The organism is Minwuia sp. (assembly GCF_048007105.1).
GTDB lineage: Bacteria > Pseudomonadota > Alphaproteobacteria > Minwuiales > Minwuiaceae > Minwuia.
Map to the genome: position 1 here is coordinate 2,039,955 of NZ_CP180352.1, position 20,296 is coordinate 2,060,250.

The window sequence follows — 20,296 nt, forward strand, 5'->3', positions numbered from 1 at the left end:
TCCCCTGTCGCCTGCAGACTCTAGCGCCTTCCGAACAGCCTTTCGATATCCGCCAGCTTCAGTTCGACATAGGTCGGGCGGCCATGGTTGCACTGGCCCGAATGCGGCGTGCGCTCCATCTCGCGCAGAAGGGCGTTCATCTCGTCCGGGCTGAGCCGGCGGCCGGCCCGCACCGAGCCATGGCAGGCCATGGTCGAGCAGATGTCGTCGAGCCGGTCTCTCAGCCCCGTCGCGCTCGACAGCTCCGCCAGTTCGTCCGCCAGATCGTTGATCAGCCCGGTGACATCGCAGCGGCCCAGCATGGCCGGTGTCTCGCGGACGACGACCGCGCCCGGCCCGAACCGCTCCAGCGTCAGCCCGAGTTCCGCCAGTTCGTCCGCGCGGGCCTCCAGGCGGTCGGCGGAGGTCTCGTCCAGTTCGACCACTTCCGGCAGCAGCAGGCCCTGCCGTGCGACGCCGTTCTCGGCCATCGCCTTCTTCATGCGCTCGTAGACCAGCCGCTCGTGGGCGGCATGCTGATCGACGATGACCACGCCGTCGGCGGTCTGCGCGACGATGTAGGTCTCGTGCATCTGCGCCCGCGCGACACCGAGCGGGAAGTCCTGGTCTTCCGCAACCGGTTCTGCCTCGGCGACCGCCGCGGCGCTCGGCTGGGCGAACGGCGAGAGGGATGACGCCGGCGCCTGGTACCGGGCCGCAGCTTCCATTGCGCCGGCTGAAGGCCGGGCCGGGCCGCCCTGCCAGCGTGCCGCCGACGAGAGTACCGGCTGGCGGTTCAGTTCCGGCGCCCGCATGGCGCCCAGCGCCGCCCCGGCCACCGTCGTCGAGGCCCGATGGCCGGCTGCCTGCAGCACCGCCCGGAGCGCGCCGACGATCAGGCCGCGGACCACGCCGGGCTGGCGGAACCGGACTTCGGCCTTGGCCGGGTGCACGTTGACGTCGACCTCGCTCTCGCCGATCTCGAGGAACAGCGCCACCACCGGATGCCGGCCGCCCGACAGGAAGTCGTGATAGGCGCCGCGCACCGCGCCGGTGAACAGCTTGTCGCGGACCGGGCGGCCATTCACGAACATGTACTGCTGCATGGCATTGCCGCGGTTGTAGGTCGGCACGGCGGCGAAGCCCGTCAGGCGAACGCCGTCGCGCTCTGCCTCGACGGCCAGGGCGTTGTCGATGAAGTCGCGGCCCATGATCCGGGACAGCCGCGCCGCACGCCGGTCCAGCAGCTCACCTTGTTCGCCCTGGCTCTGGAAGGCGGTCCTGTCGCCATCCTTCAGCGTGAAGCCGACCTCAGGATGCGCCATCGCCAGACGCTTGATCGTATCCAGCGCAGCACCGAACTCGGCGCGGTCCGTCTTCAGGAACTTCAGCCGGGCGGGTGTCGCGAAGAACAGGTCCCGGACCTCGACACGCGTGCCGGCACTGCGGGCGGAGGGCTCCGGCGCGCTCGTCCGGCCGCCCTCGACCGAAAGGCGCCAGGCCGTGTCACCCCCGGCCGCGCGGCTTTCCAGCGACAGGCGGGACACCGCGCCGATGGAGGGCAGCGCTTCGCCCCGGAAGCCGAACTGCGCGATGGCCAGCAGATCATCGTCTGGCAGCTTGGACGTGGCGTGCCGTTCCACCGCCAGCGCCAGATCGTTCTGGCTCATGCCTTCGCCGTCGTCGTCCACGGCGATCAGGGTCCGGCCGCCGTCGCGCATCAGGACGTCAATCCGCCGGGCGCCGGCGTCGATACTGTTCTCGACAAGTTCCTTCACCGCGCTGGCCGGACGTTCGATGACCTCGCCGGCGGCGATACGGTTGACGGTGGTTTCGGGAAGACGGCGAATGGCCATGTCAGGCGCCGCGGGCCGCGAGATAGCGCTTGGTCAGCACCTTGCCGGTCTCGACTGCCGGCTGACCGTAGGGATCGACCTCCAGCAGCCAGGCCGCGAAGACCGTTTCCAGCATGAAGTGCATGAACAGCCCGCCAAGCGCCCGCTCGTCGACCTTGGGCAGACGGATCATGCGGACCGGGTGCCCGCCGTCGACCAGGGTCTCGATGGTCGCGCGGGCCTGGGTCTGGACGATGGCGCCGATGGACTGGCCGTTGAGGTAGTCCAGCGCCGGATCGCCGATCGACGCGGTGTCGAGCACCGGCCCTGCGATGGTGCGCGCCGCGGTGATGGTGGTGAAGAACTTGTCCGGCGGCCCGTCGAGCCAGAGCTGCATCTGGCTGTGCTGGTCGACGGGTCCGAGCGCGGCAAAGGGGGTCAGACCGCGCCCGTCCTTGCCCAGAACTCTCCGCCCAGAGTTGCCGGTGCCACTGCGCCGTCCGCTCCAGCGAGGCGACATAGGGCAGGATGACCTGTATCTGCTTGCCCTGTTCCGCCGCCAGACCGACGCTGAGCGCGGCGCCGGCCAGCGGCGCGGGATCGGGATCGGCAATGGCGGATTCGAAGACCTGCGAGGCCCCCGTCCGTAATGCCTGAGCGTCCAGTCCGGCAATCAGCGCAGGCAGCACACCGGTGACCGAGAGCACTGAAAACCGGCCGCCGATACCCGGGTCGTGCTCCAGCGTGCGGCAGCCGACCCGGTCGGCGATGCGGCGGAGCACGTTATCGGTTGGCTCGCAGACGGCGATCAGATTGGTCCGCAGCATGCCCGGCCGGCCCTGCGATTCGTACCAGCCGATGACGGCCAGCGTCTGGGCGATGGTCTCCGTCGTCGAGCCGGATTTCGAGATCGACAGGAACAGCGTGGACTCGGGATCACTGGTCTCCAGCAGTTCCGCGAAGGTTCGGCCGTCCAGATTCTCGGCGAAGACCAGCCGTTCGCGTTCGGCGCGCGGGGCGAGAGCCACGACGGACTGGCCGCCCAGGCTGGAGCCGCCCGTGCCGAGCACGACGACGCGCTGGAACCGGTTGCGGATTTCGCCGGCCAGATCGGCGAGCTGATTGAGGTCGTCGCGGCGCGAGGCCTGGCCGAAATGCGGCGCCGCGCCGGCGGCGAGCTGGTCGCGGATGTGCCGGACGGCCGTGCTGCCCTGCGCCATCAGGCGGGCGAAGGCATCGGGGCTCAGCCCGCCATTGCCGACCTCGCCCTGCACGCATGCCTCGATGTGATGCTCGAACGGGAGAACCATGTCGAATCCAGTGTCCGGGAACTCCGCAAGCCTTTCAGATCGCCGACAGGGCCGCAAGCGGGCAGGCCGGGGCAATCCTGTGGTCAGTCGCCGCCGGCGGGCGCCGGTGCGGACTGCGCCTTCTCCAGTTCCGCGAATTCGCGGTCCAGGGCTGCGGCCTGATCGCCGCGCGGCTTCGCCATCCAGGCGACCAGCACATAGACCGCCGGGGTCAGCAGCAGGGTGAACACGGCGGCGAGGCCCAGCCCGCCGAAGACCACCCAGCCGATCGAGGCGCGGGCCTCGGCGCCGGGGCCGGTGCCGAGAATGAGCGGGAGGCCGGCCAGCACGGTGGAAACCATGGTCATGGCGATGGCGCGGAGGCGGACCTGGGCGGCTTCGCGCGCGGCTTCCAGCACGCTGGCGCCGCGGTCGCGCAACTGATCGGCGAATTCCACCATCAGGATGCCGTTCTTCGCCATCACGCCCACAAGGAGCAGCACGCCGATCTGGCTGTAGATATTGATGGTCGTGCCCGTCAGCCAGAGCGCGTAGATCGCCGCGCCGACGCCGAACGGGACCGTGGCCATGACGATCACGGCGCTGGTCAGGCTCTCGAACTGCGCCACCAGCACCAGGAAGATGACCACCAGGGCGATGATGTAGGTGACCTGAACGTCCGACGAAGTCTCCTCCAGCGTCGCCGCCTCGCCCAGGAAGAGCAGGCCGTAATCGGCGGGCAGCTTCTCGGCGGCCAGGTCGCGCACCGCATCGACCGCCTCGCGCTGGGTGAGGGTCGAGGGCAGGTCGGAGCGGATCTCGATGGCGCGGCGCTGGCCGTGGCGGTCGAGCTCGGCGGCGACGCCTTCTTCCTTGAACACCACAAGCTGCGACAGAGGCGTCAGCCGGCCGTCGGCCGCCGGGACGTAGAGGTTCATAAGATCCGCCGGATCGTTCACCACGCCGTTCTTGGACTGCAGGATGATCGGGATCGCGCGGTCGTCGATGGTCAGTTCGGCCACTTCGTCGCCGTCGACCAGCGCGCGGACCGTGGCCGACAGGTCCGCCATCGCCACGCCCAGATCCTCGGCGCGGCGGCGGTTGATCAGCACGGTCAGCTGCGGCTGCGTCGCCTGGTATTCGATGCGGACATTCTCCAGCTGCGGCACGGCCGCCTTGAGATCCTCGGCGAACTGGTCGGCGACCACGGCGATCTTCGGATAGCTGTTGCCGGTGATCGCGAAATTGATACCGCTCTCCGAGCCCCGCAGGCCCAGGCTGTTGCCGCGCCGGACGCCCGCATTGGCACCGGGGATCTTGCGGACCTCCGGATTGATCGCGTCCTCGATCTCGGCCTGGGCGGTGTCGCGCTGGTCCCAGGGCGCCAGCCGGGCGGTGATGTTGCCGCGGTTCAGGTCGTACCAGCCGGTGACCGAGAAGATGTGCCGGACGGATCCGTCTTCGACCCAGGGCTGAAGGATGGCCTCGACCTGCTCGACCTGCCGGTCGGTGTAGTCCAGTCCGGTGCCGTCCGGACCCTGCAGGCGGACCGAGACCTCGCCCCGGTCCTCCGGCGGGGAGAGTTCCTCGCCGAGCTGGCCGAAGACCAGCAGCGCCGACGCCGCCAGCAGCCCGAAGACCGTCACGGTCACCAGGGGCAGCGCCAGGGCGGCATTGAGCGCGCGGGCATAGAGCGCCGACATGCCGTTGCCGATCAGCCCGAACAGGCCGGGTTTCGAGACCCGCTCCAGGCCGGGAATGCGGGAGGCGATCATGGGGCACAGCGAAAGCGCAACGAAGGAGGACAGCATCACGGTGATCGCCAGCACGAAACCGAACTCGCCGAACAGCCGCCCCGCGGTGGAGGGCAGGAAGGAGATCGGCACGAAGACCGATACCAGCACCGCCGTGGTCGCGATGACGGCGAAGAAGACCTGCCGGGCACCGACCACGGCGGCGGCGCGGGGCTTCATCCCTTCGGCCCGGCGGCGCTGGATATTCTCCAGCACGACGATGGAGTCGTCGACTACCAGTCCCGTGGCGATCACCAGCGCCAGCAGGGTGATCAGGTTGATCGAGAAGCCCATCAGCCAGATCGCGGCCACGGCGCCGATCAGGGCGACCGGGATGGTCGTCGCCGGGATCAGCGTCGCACCCAGATTCCGGATGAACAGCGCCACGACGATCACGACGATCAGGACGGCGAAACCGAGGCTGATCAGAACTTCCTCGATCGCACCCTCGATGAAGACTGCGTCGTCGGAGACCACCTGGATCTCGAGGTCCGGATAGCGGAGGTTCAGTTGCTCGACCGTTCGCCGTACATCCTGGGCGATGGCGACCGTGTTGGCCCGGGCCTGCCGGATGATGCCGACATTGACGATCTCCCGCCCGTCGAGGCGGACGACCGACAGCGCATCGGCCGGCGAGAAGAAGACCTCGGCCACGTCGCCGAGCCGGACCGGAGGACGGAGCATCAGCGCCTCCAGCCCGGTGACGTCCTGCACCGAGGCATCGGCGCGGACGATCACGTCCTGCTCGTCAGAGGAGAAGCTGCCGGCGGGCACGTCCAGCTGGGCGCTGTTCAGCGCCGCCGAGACATCGGCGATGGAGAGGCGGTGCGCGGCCAGCAGGGCGGGATCGACCGCGACGCGGATCACCTTCTCCCGGTCGCCGAAGAAGGTCAGGTCGGCGACGCCGTCGATGGAGGTGAAGGCCGGCGCGAGTTCGTTCTCGACGACTTCCGTCAGGTCCTCGACCGGCAGCGTGGAGCTGGATATCGCGATGTTGAGCACCGGCGAGGCGTCGGCGTCGGCCTTGACCACGAACAGGTCCTGCACGCCTTCGGGCAGGCGGTTCGTCACCCGGCTGACCGCCTCGCGCACGTCATTGGCCGCATCGATAAGGTCGATGTCCGGATTGAACTCGATGCGGATGCGGAAATTGTCCTCTTCCGACGAGGAGCGGACGCTGGTGACGCCGTTCACCCGTGCGACGGCGCCCTCGACGATGCTGGTTACCTCGGCGTCGATGGTCTCTGGCGAACCGCCCGGAAAGTCGGCGCGGACGGAGACGATGGGCCGGTCGATGTTGGGCAGTTCGCGCACCTCGACGCCCAGCAGGGCGCCGATACCGGCGATGATGATCAGCAGGTTGAGGACGATGGCCAGCAGCGGCCGGCGGACGCTGAGACCCGCTAGCCCGCCTTGGCCGTTCATGACCGCCCCTCCGACGCGGCAGCCGGGGTGCTGAGAAGCCTGACGGCGCGGCCCGGCCTCAGCCGTTGCACGCCCTCGACGACCACAATGTCGCCGGGGACGATGTCGCCCTCAAGCAGCGCCAGGCCGTCGCGGCGGCCCAGCAGGCGGACATTGGCCTGCTGCGCCTCGCCATCGACGACGCGCCAGACATAGGCGCCATTGCGTCCCCACTGCACGGAGAGTTGCGGCACGGCGGCCCTTAGTTCGCCGGGCAGGAACACCTTGACGATGAAGGACATGCCCGGCCGCAGCAGGTCGCGCGGATTGTCGATCTCGGCGCGGATGCGGGCGGTTCTGGACAGGGTATCGACCCGGCTGTCGATCTCGACGATCCGGCCGGGGAAGCTCTGATCGGGGAAGGCCGGCGTATCGGCCTCGGCGCTGTCGCCTTCCTGCAGCCGGGCCAGCATTTCCTCTGGCAGGTCGAACTCGACGCGGATGGTGGAGCGGTCGTCCAGCGTGGTGACCTCGGTCTGCTCGTCGACGCGGGTGCCCACGGTGACAAGCGGAATGCCGGTGACGCCGTCGAAGGCCGCCTTGACCGTGCGCTTTGACAGCGCCGTGGCGGCGCGGTCGCGCTCGATGCGGGCGATTTCGGCGGCGGTCTCGGCCTCTTCCAGCGTCACGGCGGTGGCGGAGCCGCGATTCTTCAGGCGCTGGAACCGCTCCAGATTGCGCGTCGCTTCCTGCAGCCGGACCCGGGCGAGATCGAGGCTGAGCCGTTCCTGCGCGTCGTCCAGCCTGATCAGAGGCTGTCCGGCCTTCACGCGGGTACCGGCCTCGAACAGGACCTCCTGCACCTGACCCGCTGCATCGGCGCGCAGCGTCACCGACCGGCGCGCATTGCCGCTGCCCACGGCCTGCAGCCGCACGTCGTCGGACCGGCCCACGACCTCGGCGACAAGCACGGGCAGCGCGTCCGGCCGACGCGTCGCGCCCGCGGCCGGTGCGTCCGGCGCGAGTCCGAGATAGGCGTAGGCCATTTCCCGTTCGGATACGATCCATGCGCCGCCTGCAATCAGGGCGATGCAGACTGCGGCCTGAAGGGCCAGCGCTGTTTTTCTGTTCACTCCGGAACCTCGTGGAACCCGTTGCGAGTCATTCTAACATACTACGCAGTAGGCCACGATCAGATTGCATGTGAGGAATTGTTACCGCGCGCGCATGGCTATGCGGCCTTCGGCAGGTCGAAGCCCTCGAACACCGTCGGGATCTTCTGGATGTCCTGGATCAGGCCGGGATCGAACATCGGCGAGTCGTCGCCCAGTTCGGACTGGATCGAGACGATGTCGGCCATGCCGCCGAAGCGCTTCTCGATTTCGCCGGCGATGTTTTCCCAGGTGCCGCGGGCGCAGAACAGGTCGACCACGTCGTCGGGCACGACCTGCGCCATCTCGTCCCAGCGCTGAGCGACCGACATGCGGTGCAGTTCCTCGCCCAGATCCAGCAGATCGTGCTGTTCGAAGACGGGCCAGTAGGTCCGGGTCGAGCCGTAGAAGGCGACGCGGTAGCGGATCCACTCGTACATCTTCTGCGTGGTTTCCTCGTCCGGGCCCGTGGCAATGAAGCCGCCGCCGGAGATCTCCATGTTCTCCCGCTTCCGGCCGCCGCGTTCGTAGCCGGTCTGCAGTTCCTTCGAGATCACGTTCTCGAAGTACTTCCGGGTGCAGAAGCCGTGCAGACGCGCGCCGTCGCAGACCTCGCCCGCGACGCGCAGCATGGCTGGGCCGACCGAGGCGATGGTGATTGGCGCGCCGACCATGCCCATCTTCGGCGGCATGAAATTCGGCGTCATCAGGGTGAAGGAGTAGTGCTTGCCGATATAGCCGAGATCGGTGGAGCCGTCGGCCCAGGCCTGCCAGATGGCGCGCAGCGACTGCACATATTCCTTCATGCGCGGGGCCGGCGCCGACCAGGGCACCGAGAACCGCCGCTCGTTGTGGCCCTTCACCTGGCTGCCGATACCGAGAATGAACCGTCCCTTGGAGCTTTCCTGGATGTCCCAGCCCATCTCGGCGACGACCATGGGGCTACGTGGGAAGGCGATGGCGACGCCGGTGGCGAGTTCGATCTTCTCCGTCACGCTCGCTGCGACGGCCAGCGGCAGGAACGGGTCCCGGTTGGTCTCGGTCGTGGTGATGCCGTCATAGCCGAGGCTCTCCGCCTGCTTCGCCGCGTCCGCCGTCTGGCGGAACGTCATTCGCGGCATGGTGTAGTAGATCTTCATCGCATCCTCCCCTGTGCTCCGATCCCGTTGCGCTGCGTGCATTTCCCCGCTTGCCGGTTATATGCTATCGCCCCAGTTGGGGATGGAACAACGGCCAGGGCGCGGAGCGTCATGTGGATCATATTGCCGATCAAGAATCTTGGTCAGGCCAAGCAGCGGCTGTCCGGCGCCTTGACGGACGAGGAGCGGCGGACCCTGTTCGAGACCATGTTGGGCGACGTGCTTTCGTCGGTCAGCCGGTGCTCGACGGTGGACGGGGTTCTCATCGTGTCGCGTGAGGCAACCGCGCCGGCGCTCGCCGGCCGTTTCGGGGCCGAACTGCTGGTCGAGCCGGACAATATCGGCCAGTCGGCCGCGGTTCAGCGCGGTGTGGACTGGGTCAAGGCGCGCGTGGGCGACGGCGTCGTCACCGTGCCCGGCGACTGCCCGGCGCTGACCGCGAAGGAGATCGACGGGCTGGTCAACCTGCACGACAAGAGCGGACCCGCGGTGACGCTGGTGCCGTCGCATGACGGCCGCGGCACGAACTGCATCCTGGCCACCCCGCCCGACCTGATTCGCTTCCATTTCGGCCATCACAGCTTCCAGCCGCATCTCGGTGAGGCCGAGAAGGCCGGGGTGACGCCGGTCATCCGGCAGTTGCCCGGTCTGGGACTCGATATCGACACGCCGGAAGATGTGCAGAAGTTCCTGGAGATGGAGACTCCGACGGCGACCCACCGCTATCTGGTCGAGTCCGGGATTGCCGCCCGTCTGGCCGAACGCGGGCCGGAAAGCCACTCCGCATGAGCGACGCGATCCGCAGCGCACTGGCCGGCGAACGGCTGTCGCGGGCGGCGGCGATGTCGCTCGTCGATGCGCCGCTCGCAGGGATGCTGGAGGGGGCGGCGGAACTGCGGGACCGGGGTCATGGCGACACGGTCACCTATTCCCGCAAGGTCTTCATCCCGCTGACGCATCTCTGCCGCGACGTCTGCCACTACTGCACCTTCGCGGAGCCGCCGAAGAAGGGCGAGGCAGCGTTTCTCTCGCCGGAACAGGTGCTCGAGATCGCCCGGGCCGGCGCCGAGGCCGGCTGCAACGAGGCGCTGTTCACGCTGGGCGACAAGCCCGAACTCCGCTACCGCGCCGCCCGCGAGGCGCTGGAGAAGCTGGGCTACGAAACGACGCTCGACTATCTCGCCGCGATGGCGGATCTGGCCTTCACCGAGACCGGCCTGCTGCCGCACCTCAATCCGGGACTGATGGACCTCGACGACCTGAAGCGGTTGCGCGCCGTCTCGGTTTCCATGGGCATCATGCTGGAGAGCGACTCCGAGCAGCTGCTGGCGCGCGGCGGGCCGCATTTCGGCTCGCCCGACAAGGAGCCGCAGCTTCGCATCGATTGCATGGATGCGGCCGGCGAGGCCGCGGTGCCCTTCACCTCGGGCATCCTGATCGGCATCGGCGAGACACGCGCGGACCGGCTTTCCTCGCTGCTGCGGCTGCGCGATCTGGATGACCGGCACGGCCACATCCAGGAAATCATCGTCCAGAACTTCCGCGCCAAGCCGGACACGAAGATGAAGGATGCGCCGGAGCCTTCGCTCGACGACCTGCTCTGGACCATCGCAGCGGCGCGGCTGATCTTCGGGCCGGAGATGCATATCCAGGCCCCGCCGAACCTTTCGCCGGGCGTGCTGCCGCAGCTGGTCGGCGCCGGGATCGATGACTGGGGCGGGGTCAGCCCGGTCACGCCGGACTTCGTCAATCCGGAAGCGCCCTGGCCGCATCTGGAAAAGCTGGCCGGCGAGACCCGCAAGGCCGGCAAGCAACTGGTCCAGCGTCTGCCGCTCTATCAGGAATACGCGCTGAAGCCGGACCGCTGGCTCGACCGGCGTTTCGTCAAGCCGGTCCTCGACCGGATCGACGGGCAGGGGCTGGTCCGCGACAATGTCTGGTCGCCGGGCGATCACGACATGGTGCCGGGCCTGCCCGAAATTGCTGCCTCCGACCGGTTGTCGCCGATCCTTGAGCGGGCGGCGGCGGGGCATGCACTGACGGAAGCCGAGATCGTGCGGCTGTTCCAGGCCCGCGGCGACGACTTCCGGGCCGTGGCCGAGGCCGCCGACGCGCTGCGCCGGGAGGTCAATGGCGACACGGTTTCCTACGTCGTGACCCGGAACATCAACTACACCAATGTCTGCTACTTCAAATGCCAGTTCTGCGCCTTCTCGAAGGGCAAGCTGTCGGAGAACCTGCGCGGGCGGCCCTATGACATCGGCCTCGACGAGATCGGCCGCCGGGTCGAGGAAGCCTGGGCGCGCGGGGCGACCGAGGTCTGCATGCAGGGCGGCATCCATCCGGACTACACCGGCGCGACCTATCTGGACATCGCCCGGCGGGTGAAGGCGGCTGCGCCGGACATGCATGTCCACGCCTTCTCGCCGCTGGAAGTGCATCAGGGCGCCGCGACCAGCGGTATGCCGGTGTCCGAGTTCGTCCGCCAGCTCCGCGAGGCCGGTCTGGGAACGCTGCCGGGAACGGCGGCCGAGGTGCTGGACGACGAGGTCCGCGAGGTGCTCTGCCCGGACAAGTTGCGCACCGAACAGTGGATCGAGGTGATGCAGGCCGCGCACGGGGCGGGGTTCCGCACCACGGCGACGGTGATGTTCGGCCATGTCGACCGCTACCCGAACTGGGCGCGGCATCTGCTGCGTCTGCGGGAGCTTCAGTCGGAAACGGGCGGGTTCACCGAGTTCGTGCCGCTGCCCTTCGTTCACATGGAAGCGCCGATCTACCTCAAGGGCCGCGCCCGCCGCGGGCCGACCTTCCGCGAGGCGGTGCTGATGCACAGCATCCCGCGGCTGGTGTTCCACGGCCTGATCTCCAACATCCAGACGAGCTGGGTGAAGATGGGGCCGGAAGGCGTGAAGTCCTGCCTGAACGCGGGTGCCAACGATCTCGGCGGCACGCTGATGAACGAGACCATCACCCGCGCCGCCGGCGCTTCCTATGGCGAGGAGATGCCGCCGGAGGCAATGGAGGCGCTGATCCTTGCCGCGAGCCGCACCCCCCGCCAGCGGACGACAACCTATGACGATGCGCCGGCTGAGCAGGTCAGGAAGTCCTTCGGGGCAGCGCCGCTCGCCGATGTGGTGAATACCCCGGCCGCGCGGTACGACCGGGACCGCCGTCCCCAGCGGCTTGTGCGCCCGGGACTGGAGGCCTGATCCACCCGGCATTTCTTGCCACATTCGATCGGCCGGCGCGGTCCTGACGGCATTTCAGGTTGTTGCAGATCGGTGGGCGCCTTTCAAAACGGCGCCGGAAAGATGCAAGCTGCATTCGGCGAACGTGAGGGCGGTCACACCTGTCCCCCTACGGCTCAATGTTGCGCGAGGAATTGCTTCAATTTCGAACCCGCGAGAGTGGCACGCCAGTTGCTTGAACAGTTTCCAAGTTTCGGTTTCCGGTATTTCCCGGGCCAAGGGGGATTGAGCGATGACCTACGCAGAGGTGAGTTTCGCAGATCGCAGGCGGCACAGCCGCATCGAAATGTTTGGTCTGCCGCAGGCGGCAATCAGCGAACGCGGCGACAATCTCTCGGTGTGCGGTCAGATTCTGGATATCAGCCTCGGCGGCGCCCGCGTCCGTGTCGACAGCGGCATCTACGGACAGCGCGGCAATGTCGAGGTCCTGATCGAGGGCGTGAAAGTGGTTGCCGAGATTGTCTGGCGGTCGGCGACCGAAATCGGTCTCCGCTTCGCGGAACAGGCCGGCGACGCCTCGGTCCGGATCTTCGAGCAGATCCTCAACCGTCAATTCGGCCGCAAGTACTCTGCGGCCTCCTGAGTTTACCCGACCCCAGGGAAAGCCCCCGACCCCAAACGCGTGCAGACCCGCCCCCGGCCCCCGATCTTCGCAAACTGAGAGAGAGTCTCCCGGCGCTGCCGGCCCTTGTGCCGGAGCGGGAAAATGGGGCGAGTGATCGGAATTGAACCGACGACCTCCAGAGCCACAATCTGGCGCTCTAACCGACTGAGCTACACCCGCCACGAGAGAGGCGCTGTTTAGCGGCGCCCGAAGCCCCGGTCAAGCGCTGACAGGCGCGGCGCGCAGGTCTAGCATCGCCCTCATATCCGAGGAGGTGAGGGTGCAGATCGGGCTGGTCGGACTGGGGGTCATGGGGCGCAATCTGGCGCTGAATTTCCGTGACAGGGGTATCGAGCCTGTCGTCTGGGATCCCTGGGCGGAAGCGCGAGCGTCGGCGGCCGGCGCCTTGCGGGTCGTCGAGACGCCGGCGGAACTCGCCGGCGCGCTGCAGGGGCCACGGGTGTTGCTGATGCTGGTGAAGGCCGGCGCGCCCGTCGACGATGCCATCGCCGTGCTGCAGCCGGTTCTCAGTGCCGGCGAGATCCTGATCGATGCCGGCAATTCGCGTTACCAGGACACCGAACGCCGCGCTTCGGCGCTGGCCGAGGCCGGTTTGCACCATGTCGGCTTGGGTGTATCCGGCGGGGCGGAAGGGGCCCGCCACGGCCCTGCCATGATGGCCGGCTGCGAGGCCGGTATCTGGCCGGCGGTCGAGCCGCTGCTTTCGGCGGTGGCGGCGCGGGCCGGCGACCGGCCCTGCCTGGAGCGTTTCGGCACAGGCGGCGCCGGGCACTTCGTGAAGATGGTCCACAATGGCATCGAGTATGCCGCCATGCAGGCGCTGGCGGAGATCTGCCACGCCCTGCAGGTCGGCGCGAACATGCCGGTATCCCGCATCGCCGAACAGCTTGGTGAGGCCCGCCCGGGCTATCTGGTCGGCATCACACGGGAAATCCTGACGACGCGGGATCCGCTGGGTGACGGGCCACTGCTGGACGTGATCGACGACCGCGCGGGGCAGAAGGGAACCGGCGCCTGGTGCGTCGAGGCGTCGCTGGACCTTGGCGTCGCCATACCTTCGATTTCCGAGGCGGTGGCCCAGCGGCAGCTGTCGTCCGGTCCCGGCGCCCGGACAGCGGCCCCGAAGCGGGGTGGCCTCGACCCGGCGGCGCTGGCGCTGGCATCGGGGGCGGCCGACGCGACGGCCGCCATTGCCGTCGCGCAGGGCCTGGAGCTCGCGAAGGCGGCCGCCGCGGTGCATGGCTGGGCGATTACCCCGGATGGGCTGGCGCGCGCCTGGCAGGCGGGCAGCATCCTCCGCATGCCGCTGCTGGACGAACTTGCTGGCGGAGACGGCGAGGCGGTGGACCGAGCCATCCAGCGGAATCTCGGGTCGCTACGGTCCTTCACGGCGGCGTCGATGCTGGCCGCGCAACCCGTCGCCGTGCTCGCGTCGTCGGTGACGTGGGTCGACACGCGCCGTCTGAGCCCGCTGCCGACGCGGATGGTGCAGGCGCAGCGGGACCGGTTCGGCGATCACGGTTTCGGCCGGACGGACCGGGACGGCGTCCATCACGGGCCCTGGCGGCTCGACGGCGCATGATCGTCGTCGTGATGGGCGTGTCGTCGGCAGGCAAGTCCCGCATCGCCCGCGCCCTGAAACAACGGACCGGGTGGCGCTTTCTGGAAGGCGACAGCCTGCACCCGCCATCCAACAGGGAGAAGATGGCGGCGGGCACACCGCTTTCGGACGACGACCGCTGGCCCTGGCTGGACCTGATTGGCGGCGAACTGGCGGGCAGCGCCTCGCGCGGCGAAGCCCTGATCGTCACCTGTTCCGCGTTGAAACGGGCCTACCGCGAACGCCTTCGCAGCCATGCGCCCTCCGTCCGCTTCCTGTTCCTGCACGGTCCGGAAGCGTTGCTGCGGCGGCGGATGGAAGGCCGACGCGGACACTTCATGCCGGTGACGCTGCTGCCCAGCCAGCTTGCCACGCTCGAGATGCCCGGCGAGGATGAATCCGATGTGGTGCGCCTGGACATCGACCAGCCGGTCGGCCGCATCGTCACGCGATTTCTGGAGGAGACGCGATCATGAACAAGGTCATCCGGCCCGGGACCATTCCCGAACCGCTCAGCAAGTTCGCCCATGCCATCGAGGTTCCTCCGGGCGCCCGGCAGGTCTTCGTTTCCGGTCAGGTCGGCGTCGATGCGCATGGCAAGCTGGGCGATGACATCGAGACCCAGATCCGCAACGCCTTCGACAATGTGCAGGCTGTCCTGCAGGCCGCCGACATGACGTTGTCCGACGTCGTGCGCCTGAACACCTATCTGACGGATGCCAATGATGTCGGCGTCTTCCGCGCGATCCGCGACGAGATCATGGATGGCGTGCTGACGGCCTCGACGCTGGTGATGATCTCGGCGCTGGTGCACCCGGCGATGAAGGTGGAGATCGAGTGCGTCGCGGCGAAGGCCTGATGCGCGTCCTCGTTCCTGACACCCAGTTCGAGGGCGAACCGGCCGGCCGAGCGCGAGGCGCTCGGCGATCTGGCCAACTTCGATCTGCACTATGCGCGGACACCGGCGGAGGTGCCCGACGAGGCGTGGGCCGCCGCCGACGCGGTGATGCTCTGGCATGTGATGGATCTCGGTGCGGCGGAGGCGGCGAAGCTTGAGAACTGCCGCATCATCAGCCGCATCGGCATCGGCTACGACCGCATCGATGCGCCGGCCTGCGGCGCCGCGGGTATCCAGGTTTCCAACGTGCCGGCCTATGACATGTCCGACGTGGCCACGACGGCGGTGACGCTGGCGCTGAACCTGCTGCGCGGCGTGGTGACCTACAATGACCGGGTCCGGACCGACATCACCGGCGGCTGGTCGTGGGACGGGCCGCCGATCCTGCGCCGCGTCCGCGGGCAGAAGTTCGGGATCGTCGGCTGCGGGCGGATCGGGACCATGGCCGCGCTCCGCGCCCGCGCCTTCGGGATGGAGGTCGGCTACTTCGATCCCTACCTGCCCGTCGGCCACGACATCACCATGGAGATGCAGCGGTTCCCCAGCCTGGAGGCGCTGCTCGGCTGGGCCGATGTGGTGACGCTGCATACGCCGCTGAACGAGGAAACCTGGGGCCTGATCGACAGCGGCGCCGTTGCCGCGATGAAGCCCGGCATGATCCTGGTCAACGCCGCGCGCGGCGGGCTTGTCGACACCGACGCCCTGCACGAGGGACTGAAGTCGGGCCGGATCGCCGGCTGCGGCATCGACGCCTTCACGCTGGAGCCGCCGGATCCGGCGCACCCGCTGCTGAAGGCCTATAACGGGCGGGAGGACTGGCTGGACGGGCGGATGATCGTCATTCCGCACGCGACGTGGTACTCGCCGGAAACATTCAACGATATCCGCCGGGAAGCGGCGGAGAACATAAGAGCCCTGTTCGTCGATGGCGTTCGGCGCAACGTCGTGAACGAGGGGCCGTTCAGGGAGGTCTGAGATGAAGGTGGTGATCACCGGCGGCGCCGGATTCATCGGACGGCGGCTGGCGCGGCGGATTCTGGAGAAGGGGACGCTGGCGGGGCCGGACGGCGCGCAGCAGGACGTGTCGAAGCTGGTACTGTTCGACATCGTCGAGGCGGAAGGGTTCGACGATCCGCGCGTCGAGGCCGTGGCCGGCGATGTCGCCGACTGGACGCAGATCGATGGGCTGATCGGGCACGACACCGGCAGCATCTTTCATCTCGCCGCCATCGTTTCCGCCCAGGCCGAGGAGGACTATGACCTCGGCATGCGGATCAATCTGGACGGGACGCGCCACGTGCTCGAAGCCGCGCGGGCCATGGCGCACACGCCCCGTCTCGTCTTTGCCAGTTCCATCGCCGTCTATGGCGGCGGCGACCTGCCGGAGACGGTGACCGACGGAACGCCGGTCACGCCGCTGACAAGCTACGGCGCGGCCAAGGCCTGCGGCGAGCAGCTGGTCAGCGACATGTCGCGCAAGGGGTTCATCGACGGCCGCTCGCTGCGGCTTCCGACCATCTGCGTACGTACGGGCAAGCCGAACCGGGCCGCTTCGACCTGGGTCAGTTCGATGATCCGGGAACCGCTCTGCGGTGAGGACATGGTGGTGCCGGTCTCGCCGGAATCGAAGATGTCGGTGCTCAGCCCGCGACGGGTCGTCGAGGCCTTCATCGCCGCCCATGAGGCGCCGGCGGACAAGGTCGGCGACTGGCGCTCCCTGCTGCTGTCCGGGATCACGGTTTCGGCCGGCGAGATCGCCGAAGCGGTCGAGCGCAACCGGGGCAACAGGAAGGTCGGGGCGATCCGCTTCCAGCCCGATCCGGCGATCCAGAAGATCGTCAATGGCTGGCCCGGCGGCGCCCGCGGCGCACGGGCCGAGGCGTTGGGCATCGGCACCGACGCCTCGATCGACGAGATCGTGCGGCATTTCATCGAAGACGATCTGGACAACCAGATGCAGGGCATTTTCTGAGGGAGGAAACGACATGGCGGGACGGCTCGAGGGGAAGAAGTGCTTCCTGACGGCGGCGGCGCAAGGCATCGGCCGGGCGACGGCGCTGCGGTTTGCCGAGGAGGGCGCGGAGGTCATCGCCACCGATCTGAACGGCGATCTGGTCGCCGAGCTCCAGGGCAAGGGCAACATCACGACACACCGGCTGGACGTGATGGATCATGACGCGGTCCGCGCCATGGCGGCCGAGGTCGGCGCCGTGGACGTCCTGTTCAATTGCGCTGGCTATGTGGATCACGGCGCGCTGCTGGAGACCGAACTGGACAAGTGGGACTTCAGCTTCGAGCTGAACTGCCGCTCGCTGTTCGTGGTCACGAAGGCCTTCCTGCCGGCCATGCTGAAGAACGGCGGCGGCTCGGTCGTCAATGTGGCGTCGGTGGTGAGCTCGGAGATGGGTGTGGTGAACCGCTGCGCCTACGGCGCCAGCAAGGGCGCGGTCATCGGTTTCACCAAATCGGTTGCCGCGGACTACATCGGCCAGGGCATCCGCTGCAACGCGATCTGCCCCGCAACGGTGCAGACGCCTTCGCTGGACGGCCGTATCAACGCCTTCGACGATCCGGTGCAGGCCCGCAAGGACTTCATCGCGCGCCAGAAGATGGGGCGGCTGGCGACGGCCGAGGAGATCGCCGACCTGGCGCTCTATCTGGCCTGCGACGAGAGCCGCTACATCACCGGCCAGCCCATGGTGATCGACGGCGGCATGCACCTCTGAGAGTGGAGGTCCGGACATGATGCGTTTGATCAGCGCCACGCCCAGCCCCTACGCCCGGAAGGTCCGGATCGCGCTGGCCGAGAAGGACATTCCCTTCGAACTGGTGACGGAAGTGCCGTGGAACGCCGATGCCCGGACACCCGACTACAATCCGCTTGGCAAGCTGCCGGTGCTGATCCTGGACAGCGGCGAGACCGTCTACGAGTCCGACTACATTCTGGAATGGCTGGAGTTTCATCATCCCGAGCCTTCCATGCTGCCCGCCGATCCACTGGAGCGGCTTTTCGCGCGCAAGCTGGAAGTGCTGGCGGACGGCGTGTGCGATGCCTTTGTGCTCTGGTTCTTCGAGACCTTCCGCCCCGAAGATCACCGAAGCGCGGCCTGGATGGAACGGCAACATCGCAAGATCACCGGTGGCCTAGCCGAAATCGACCGGTTGCTGCCAGCTGACAGGGAATGGTGTGCCGGTGGGCGGTTCGGGCTCGGCGATATCGCCGTGGGGACCCTGCTCGACTATCTCACCACACGCATGCCGGATCTCGACTGGCGTTGCCGTCACCCGGGCCTTGCCGACCGCCTCGAACGCCTTCTGGAGCGCCCGTCGTTCAGGGACACGCGGCCGGCGCCGCAGAAGATCGACGCGAGCGTCGTCTGAGGCCATTTCGTCCTCGGACGCCCCTTTCTGCTCGGGACCGTTGCGGTTCCATCCGTGCCCCGGCTTGACTGACGTGGCCGATCAACTCAGGCTTTGCGTCGGGCGTGGACCGTGGATTGGGGGATCGGACGGTGAACTTCGGCGCTCTCATCGACATCGTGCTCGGGCTCGTGCTGCTTTACCTGCTGCTCGGGCTGGTCTGCACCGTCATCAACGAGGCCATCGCCTCGTTCTGGAAGCTCAGGGCGCGGAACCTGCGCAGCCGCCTCGAGGAGATCATCGACGATCCCGATCTCAGGAAACGCATCGAGGGATCCGGGTTGATCGCCGGTCTGGCGAAGGCGTCGGGCGGGCGTATCGGGCCGTCCTACATCCCATCCCGAACCATGGCGCTCAGCATTGTCGGCGCGCTCGACCCGGACACGGAAACCGTCATCGACGAGAAGCTGAAAAAGGTGCGCGGCGCGATCGAAGCCCTGCCTGACAGCAAGTTCAAGAGCGCGCTGGGCGAACTCGCCGCCGACGCCGGGGAGGACATCCAGGCCTTCCGCGAGAACGTGGCGGGCTGGTTTGACGACATGATGGAGCGCGCCGGCGGTGTCTACAAACGATGGATGAAATACTGGTCGCTTGGCGTCGCGCTGGCCGTGACCCTGGCGCTGAACGCCGACAGCATCCGGATCGGGGAGGCGCTGTGGGCCGACGAGGCGCTGAGAGCCCAGATCGCCGACCTGTCGGTGACGGCCGATCCGGACGCGGAAACCTCGAAGGCGCTTTCAGGGCTCCGTGCGCAGCTCAGCGCGTTCCCGCTCGGCTGGGACACGGAGCCAGCGGCGTCGGCGGAGGAGGGGAAAAGCTGGATCACGCGGATCGCCGGGCTGCTGATGACGGCGCTCGCTGTCTCGCTGGGCGCACCCTTCTGGTTCGACATTCTCAGGCGCGTCGCCAGCATGCGCTCGTCGGGCGCGCCGCCCGCCCGCGCCGATGGCACGGATTCCGGCAAGGCCTGAAACGGCGAACGCCGGCCCCTGAAAAGGGACCGGCGTCCGGTGAACTCGAAAAAGTGTCTGCCGATCAGAACTCGCGGGTCTCACCCGGCTGCATGACGACGACGTCGACCTTGTGATCCTTCAGCTGCGTGATCAGCGCCTCCGGCGTGCCTTTCAGCGGCGGGAACGTGCCGTAATGCATCGGCATCACGGTTTCCACATCCTTCAGGAAGTTGCGGATGGCGTAGGCCGCGTGGGCCGGGCCCATGGTGAAGTGGCCGCCGATCGGCAGCAGGGCCAGCTTGGGCTTGTAGTAGTTGTTGATGAACAGCATGTCGCGGAACACGCCCGTGTCGCCGGCATGATAGATCTTGTAGCCATTCTCCAGCCGGATGATGTAGCCGGCCGGCTCGCCGCCGGGCAGGATGACGTCCTTGCCGGAGATCGGATCCTTCGCCTTGACCGACGACGAATGCTCGGCGCGGACCATGGTGATGGTGATGTCGTTGCCGATGGGGCGGATCGGGCCGGACTTGTTGAACCGGATCAGGTTCTTGTTGTCCATCACGCCCAGCAACTCGTAGGTCGAGCCCATATCGGCGTTCATCGCCACCTTGGCGCCGGTCATCTTGGCGATCTCGAAGGTGTCGCCGACATGGTCGCCGTGGCCGTGGGTGACCAGGATCAGATCGACATTGCCGATCTTGGCGAGATCCTTCTGGTCGTCCGGGGTCTTCGGGTTCTTGGAGATGAACGGATCGATCAGGATCACCTTGCCGCCCGGCGTCGTGATCTTGAACGCGGCCTGGCCGTACCAGTGCACCATCGCGCCCTCGGCCGCCGCAGCGGTGGCCAGCAATGCGGTGGTGGACATCACCGCCGCGAATTTCAACAGTTTCGAGATCATGATCGACCCTCCATCAATAAGCCACAGGCGCACTATCATGCCGCGCGCGCATGAC

Annotated in this window: 17 protein-coding genes and 1 tRNA gene; 11 read left to right on the forward strand and 7 right to left on the reverse strand. The window is 67.7% G+C overall.

Features of this window, described 5'->3' with window-relative positions:
- Positions 1–20: 20 nt before the first annotated feature.
- From mutL to ACMVY4_RS09910, 5 genes are all read right to left on the reverse strand, one after another.
- The gene (gene mutL / locus ACMVY4_RS09890; RefSeq protein WP_416899983.1) at positions 21–1,835 is read right to left on the reverse strand and encodes a DNA mismatch repair endonuclease MutL; all 1,815 of its coding nucleotides are present in this window, start codon (positions 1,833–1,835) and stop codon (positions 21–23) included.
- Positions 1,754–3,124, reverse strand: coding sequence for a hypothetical protein (locus tag ACMVY4_RS09895; protein ID WP_416899984.1), 1,371 nt, complete (start codon positions 3,122–3,124; stop codon positions 1,754–1,756). Before ACMVY4_RS09895 ends, mutL begins: the two co-directional genes overlap by 82 nt.
- A gap of 83 nt (positions 3,125–3,207) precedes the next feature.
- On the reverse strand, positions 3,208–6,321 hold the full coding sequence (locus tag ACMVY4_RS09900; RefSeq protein WP_416899985.1) for an efflux RND transporter permease subunit: 3,114 nt from the start codon (positions 6,319–6,321) through the stop codon (positions 3,208–3,210).
- Positions 6,318–7,433: an efflux RND transporter periplasmic adaptor subunit gene (locus ACMVY4_RS09905; protein WP_416899986.1), complete on the reverse strand. Its 1,116-nt coding sequence runs from the start codon at positions 7,431–7,433 to the stop codon at positions 6,318–6,320. The genes ACMVY4_RS09900 and ACMVY4_RS09905 overlap by 4 nt, the downstream gene beginning before the upstream one ends.
- Before the next feature lie 98 nt (positions 7,434–7,531).
- Positions 7,532–8,590 carry a TIGR03617 family F420-dependent LLM class oxidoreductase gene (locus tag ACMVY4_RS09910; RefSeq protein WP_416899987.1) on the reverse strand — a complete coding sequence of 353 codons (1,059 nt, stop codon included), beginning with the start codon at positions 8,588–8,590 and terminating at the stop codon, positions 7,532–7,534.
- Between the two features lie 111 nt (positions 8,591–8,701).
- On the opposite strand from ACMVY4_RS09910, the gene cofC reads away from it, so the two are divergent.
- From cofC to ACMVY4_RS09925, 3 genes are all read left to right on the forward strand, one after another.
- Positions 8,702–9,379, forward strand: a complete 678-nt coding sequence (gene cofC / locus ACMVY4_RS09915; protein WP_416899988.1) for a 2-phospho-L-lactate guanylyltransferase — start codon at positions 8,702–8,704, stop codon at positions 9,377–9,379.
- The gene (cofH, locus tag ACMVY4_RS09920) at positions 9,376–11,802 is read left to right on the forward strand and encodes a 5-amino-6-(D-ribitylamino)uracil--L-tyrosine 4-hydroxyphenyl transferase CofH (RefSeq protein WP_416899989.1); all 2,427 of its coding nucleotides are present in this window, start codon (positions 9,376–9,378) and stop codon (positions 11,800–11,802) included. Before cofC ends, cofH begins: the two co-directional genes overlap by 4 nt.
- 271 nt (positions 11,803–12,073) lie before the next feature.
- Positions 12,074–12,424 carry a PilZ domain-containing protein gene (locus ACMVY4_RS09925; RefSeq protein ID WP_416899990.1) on the forward strand — a complete coding sequence of 117 codons (351 nt, stop codon included), beginning with the start codon at positions 12,074–12,076 and terminating at the stop codon, positions 12,422–12,424.
- Between the two features lie 124 nt (positions 12,425–12,548).
- On the opposite strand, the gene ACMVY4_RS09930 is transcribed toward ACMVY4_RS09925, so the two are convergent.
- Positions 12,549–12,625: transfer RNA gene (locus ACMVY4_RS09930), tRNA-His, on the reverse strand.
- A gap of 100 nt (positions 12,626–12,725) precedes the next feature.
- Here ACMVY4_RS09930 and ACMVY4_RS09935 point away from each other — a divergent pair.
- The 8 genes from ACMVY4_RS09935 (at position 12,726) to ACMVY4_RS09970 (ending at position 19,355) form a co-directional block, all read left to right on the forward strand.
- Positions 12,726–14,048 carry an NAD(P)-binding domain-containing protein gene (locus ACMVY4_RS09935; protein ID WP_416899991.1) on the forward strand — a complete coding sequence of 441 codons (1,323 nt, stop codon included), beginning with the start codon at positions 12,726–12,728 and terminating at the stop codon, positions 14,046–14,048.
- A complete protein-coding gene (locus ACMVY4_RS09940; protein WP_416899992.1) occupies positions 14,045–14,542 on the forward strand; it encodes a gluconokinase in 498 nt (165 codons plus the stop codon). The genes ACMVY4_RS09935 and ACMVY4_RS09940 overlap by 4 nt, the downstream gene beginning before the upstream one ends.
- A complete protein-coding gene (locus ACMVY4_RS09945; protein WP_416899993.1) occupies positions 14,539–14,925 on the forward strand; it encodes a RidA family protein in 387 nt (128 codons plus the stop codon). The genes ACMVY4_RS09940 and ACMVY4_RS09945 overlap by 4 nt, the downstream gene beginning before the upstream one ends.
- 15 nt (positions 14,926–14,940) lie before the next feature.
- Positions 14,941–15,939: a C-terminal binding protein gene (locus ACMVY4_RS09950; RefSeq protein ID WP_416900293.1), complete on the forward strand. Its 999-nt coding sequence runs from the start codon at positions 14,941–14,943 to the stop codon at positions 15,937–15,939.
- A gap of 1 nt (position 15,940) precedes the next feature.
- Positions 15,941–16,936, forward strand: a complete 996-nt coding sequence (gene denD, locus ACMVY4_RS09955) for a D-erythronate dehydrogenase (protein ID WP_416899994.1) — start codon at positions 15,941–15,943, stop codon at positions 16,934–16,936.
- Positions 16,937–16,949: 13 nt separating this feature from the next.
- A complete protein-coding gene (locus ACMVY4_RS09960) occupies positions 16,950–17,690 on the forward strand; it encodes an SDR family oxidoreductase (RefSeq protein ID WP_416899995.1) in 741 nt (246 codons plus the stop codon).
- Positions 17,691–17,706: 16 nt separating this feature from the next.
- Entirely contained in the window at positions 17,707–18,345 is a 639-nt protein-coding gene (locus tag ACMVY4_RS09965) for a glutathione S-transferase N-terminal domain-containing protein (protein ID WP_416899996.1), read from the forward strand.
- Between the two features lie 131 nt (positions 18,346–18,476).
- A complete protein-coding gene (locus ACMVY4_RS09970; protein ID WP_416899997.1) occupies positions 18,477–19,355 on the forward strand; it encodes a hypothetical protein in 879 nt (292 codons plus the stop codon).
- A gap of 64 nt (positions 19,356–19,419) precedes the next feature.
- On the opposite strand, the gene ACMVY4_RS09975 is transcribed toward ACMVY4_RS09970, so the two are convergent.
- A complete protein-coding gene (locus ACMVY4_RS09975) occupies positions 19,420–20,241 on the reverse strand; it encodes a metal-dependent hydrolase (RefSeq protein ID WP_416899998.1) in 822 nt (273 codons plus the stop codon).
- Positions 20,242–20,296 lie beyond the last annotated feature (55 nt).

Excerpts from the sequence above, each read along its gene's own strand:
- mutL (WP_416899983.1), bottom strand. The coding sequence starts at position 1,835 with ATGGCCATTCGCCGTCTTCCCGAAACCACCGTCAACCGTATCGCCGCC.
- ACMVY4_RS09895 (WP_416899984.1), bottom strand. The coding sequence starts at position 3,124 with ATGGTTCTCCCGTTCGAGCATCACATCGAGGCATGCGTGCAGGGCGAG.
- ACMVY4_RS09900 (WP_416899985.1), bottom strand. The coding sequence starts at position 6,321 with ATGAACGGCCAAGGCGGGCTAGCGGGTCTCAGCGTCCGCCGGCCGCTG.
- ACMVY4_RS09910 (WP_416899987.1), bottom strand. The coding sequence starts at position 8,590 with ATGAAGATCTACTACACCATGCCGCGAATGACGTTCCGCCAGACGGCG.
- cofC (WP_416899988.1), top strand. The coding sequence starts at position 8,702 with ATGTGGATCATATTGCCGATCAAGAATCTTGGTCAGGCCAAGCAGCGG.
- cofH (WP_416899989.1), top strand. The coding sequence starts at position 9,376 with ATGAGCGACGCGATCCGCAGCGCACTGGCCGGCGAACGGCTGTCGCGG.
- ACMVY4_RS09925 (WP_416899990.1), top strand. The coding sequence starts at position 12,074 with ATGACCTACGCAGAGGTGAGTTTCGCAGATCGCAGGCGGCACAGCCGC.
- ACMVY4_RS09940 (WP_416899992.1), top strand. The coding sequence starts at position 14,045 with ATGATCGTCGTCGTGATGGGCGTGTCGTCGGCAGGCAAGTCCCGCATC.
- ACMVY4_RS09945 (WP_416899993.1), top strand. The coding sequence starts at position 14,539 with ATGAACAAGGTCATCCGGCCCGGGACCATTCCCGAACCGCTCAGCAAG.
- denD (WP_416899994.1), top strand. The coding sequence starts at position 15,941 with ATGAAGGTGGTGATCACCGGCGGCGCCGGATTCATCGGACGGCGGCTG.
- ACMVY4_RS09960 (WP_416899995.1), top strand. The coding sequence starts at position 16,950 with ATGGCGGGACGGCTCGAGGGGAAGAAGTGCTTCCTGACGGCGGCGGCG.
- ACMVY4_RS09965 (WP_416899996.1), top strand. The coding sequence starts at position 17,707 with ATGATGCGTTTGATCAGCGCCACGCCCAGCCCCTACGCCCGGAAGGTC.
- ACMVY4_RS09975 (WP_416899998.1), bottom strand. The coding sequence starts at position 20,241 with ATGATCTCGAAACTGTTGAAATTCGCGGCGGTGATGTCCACCACCGCA.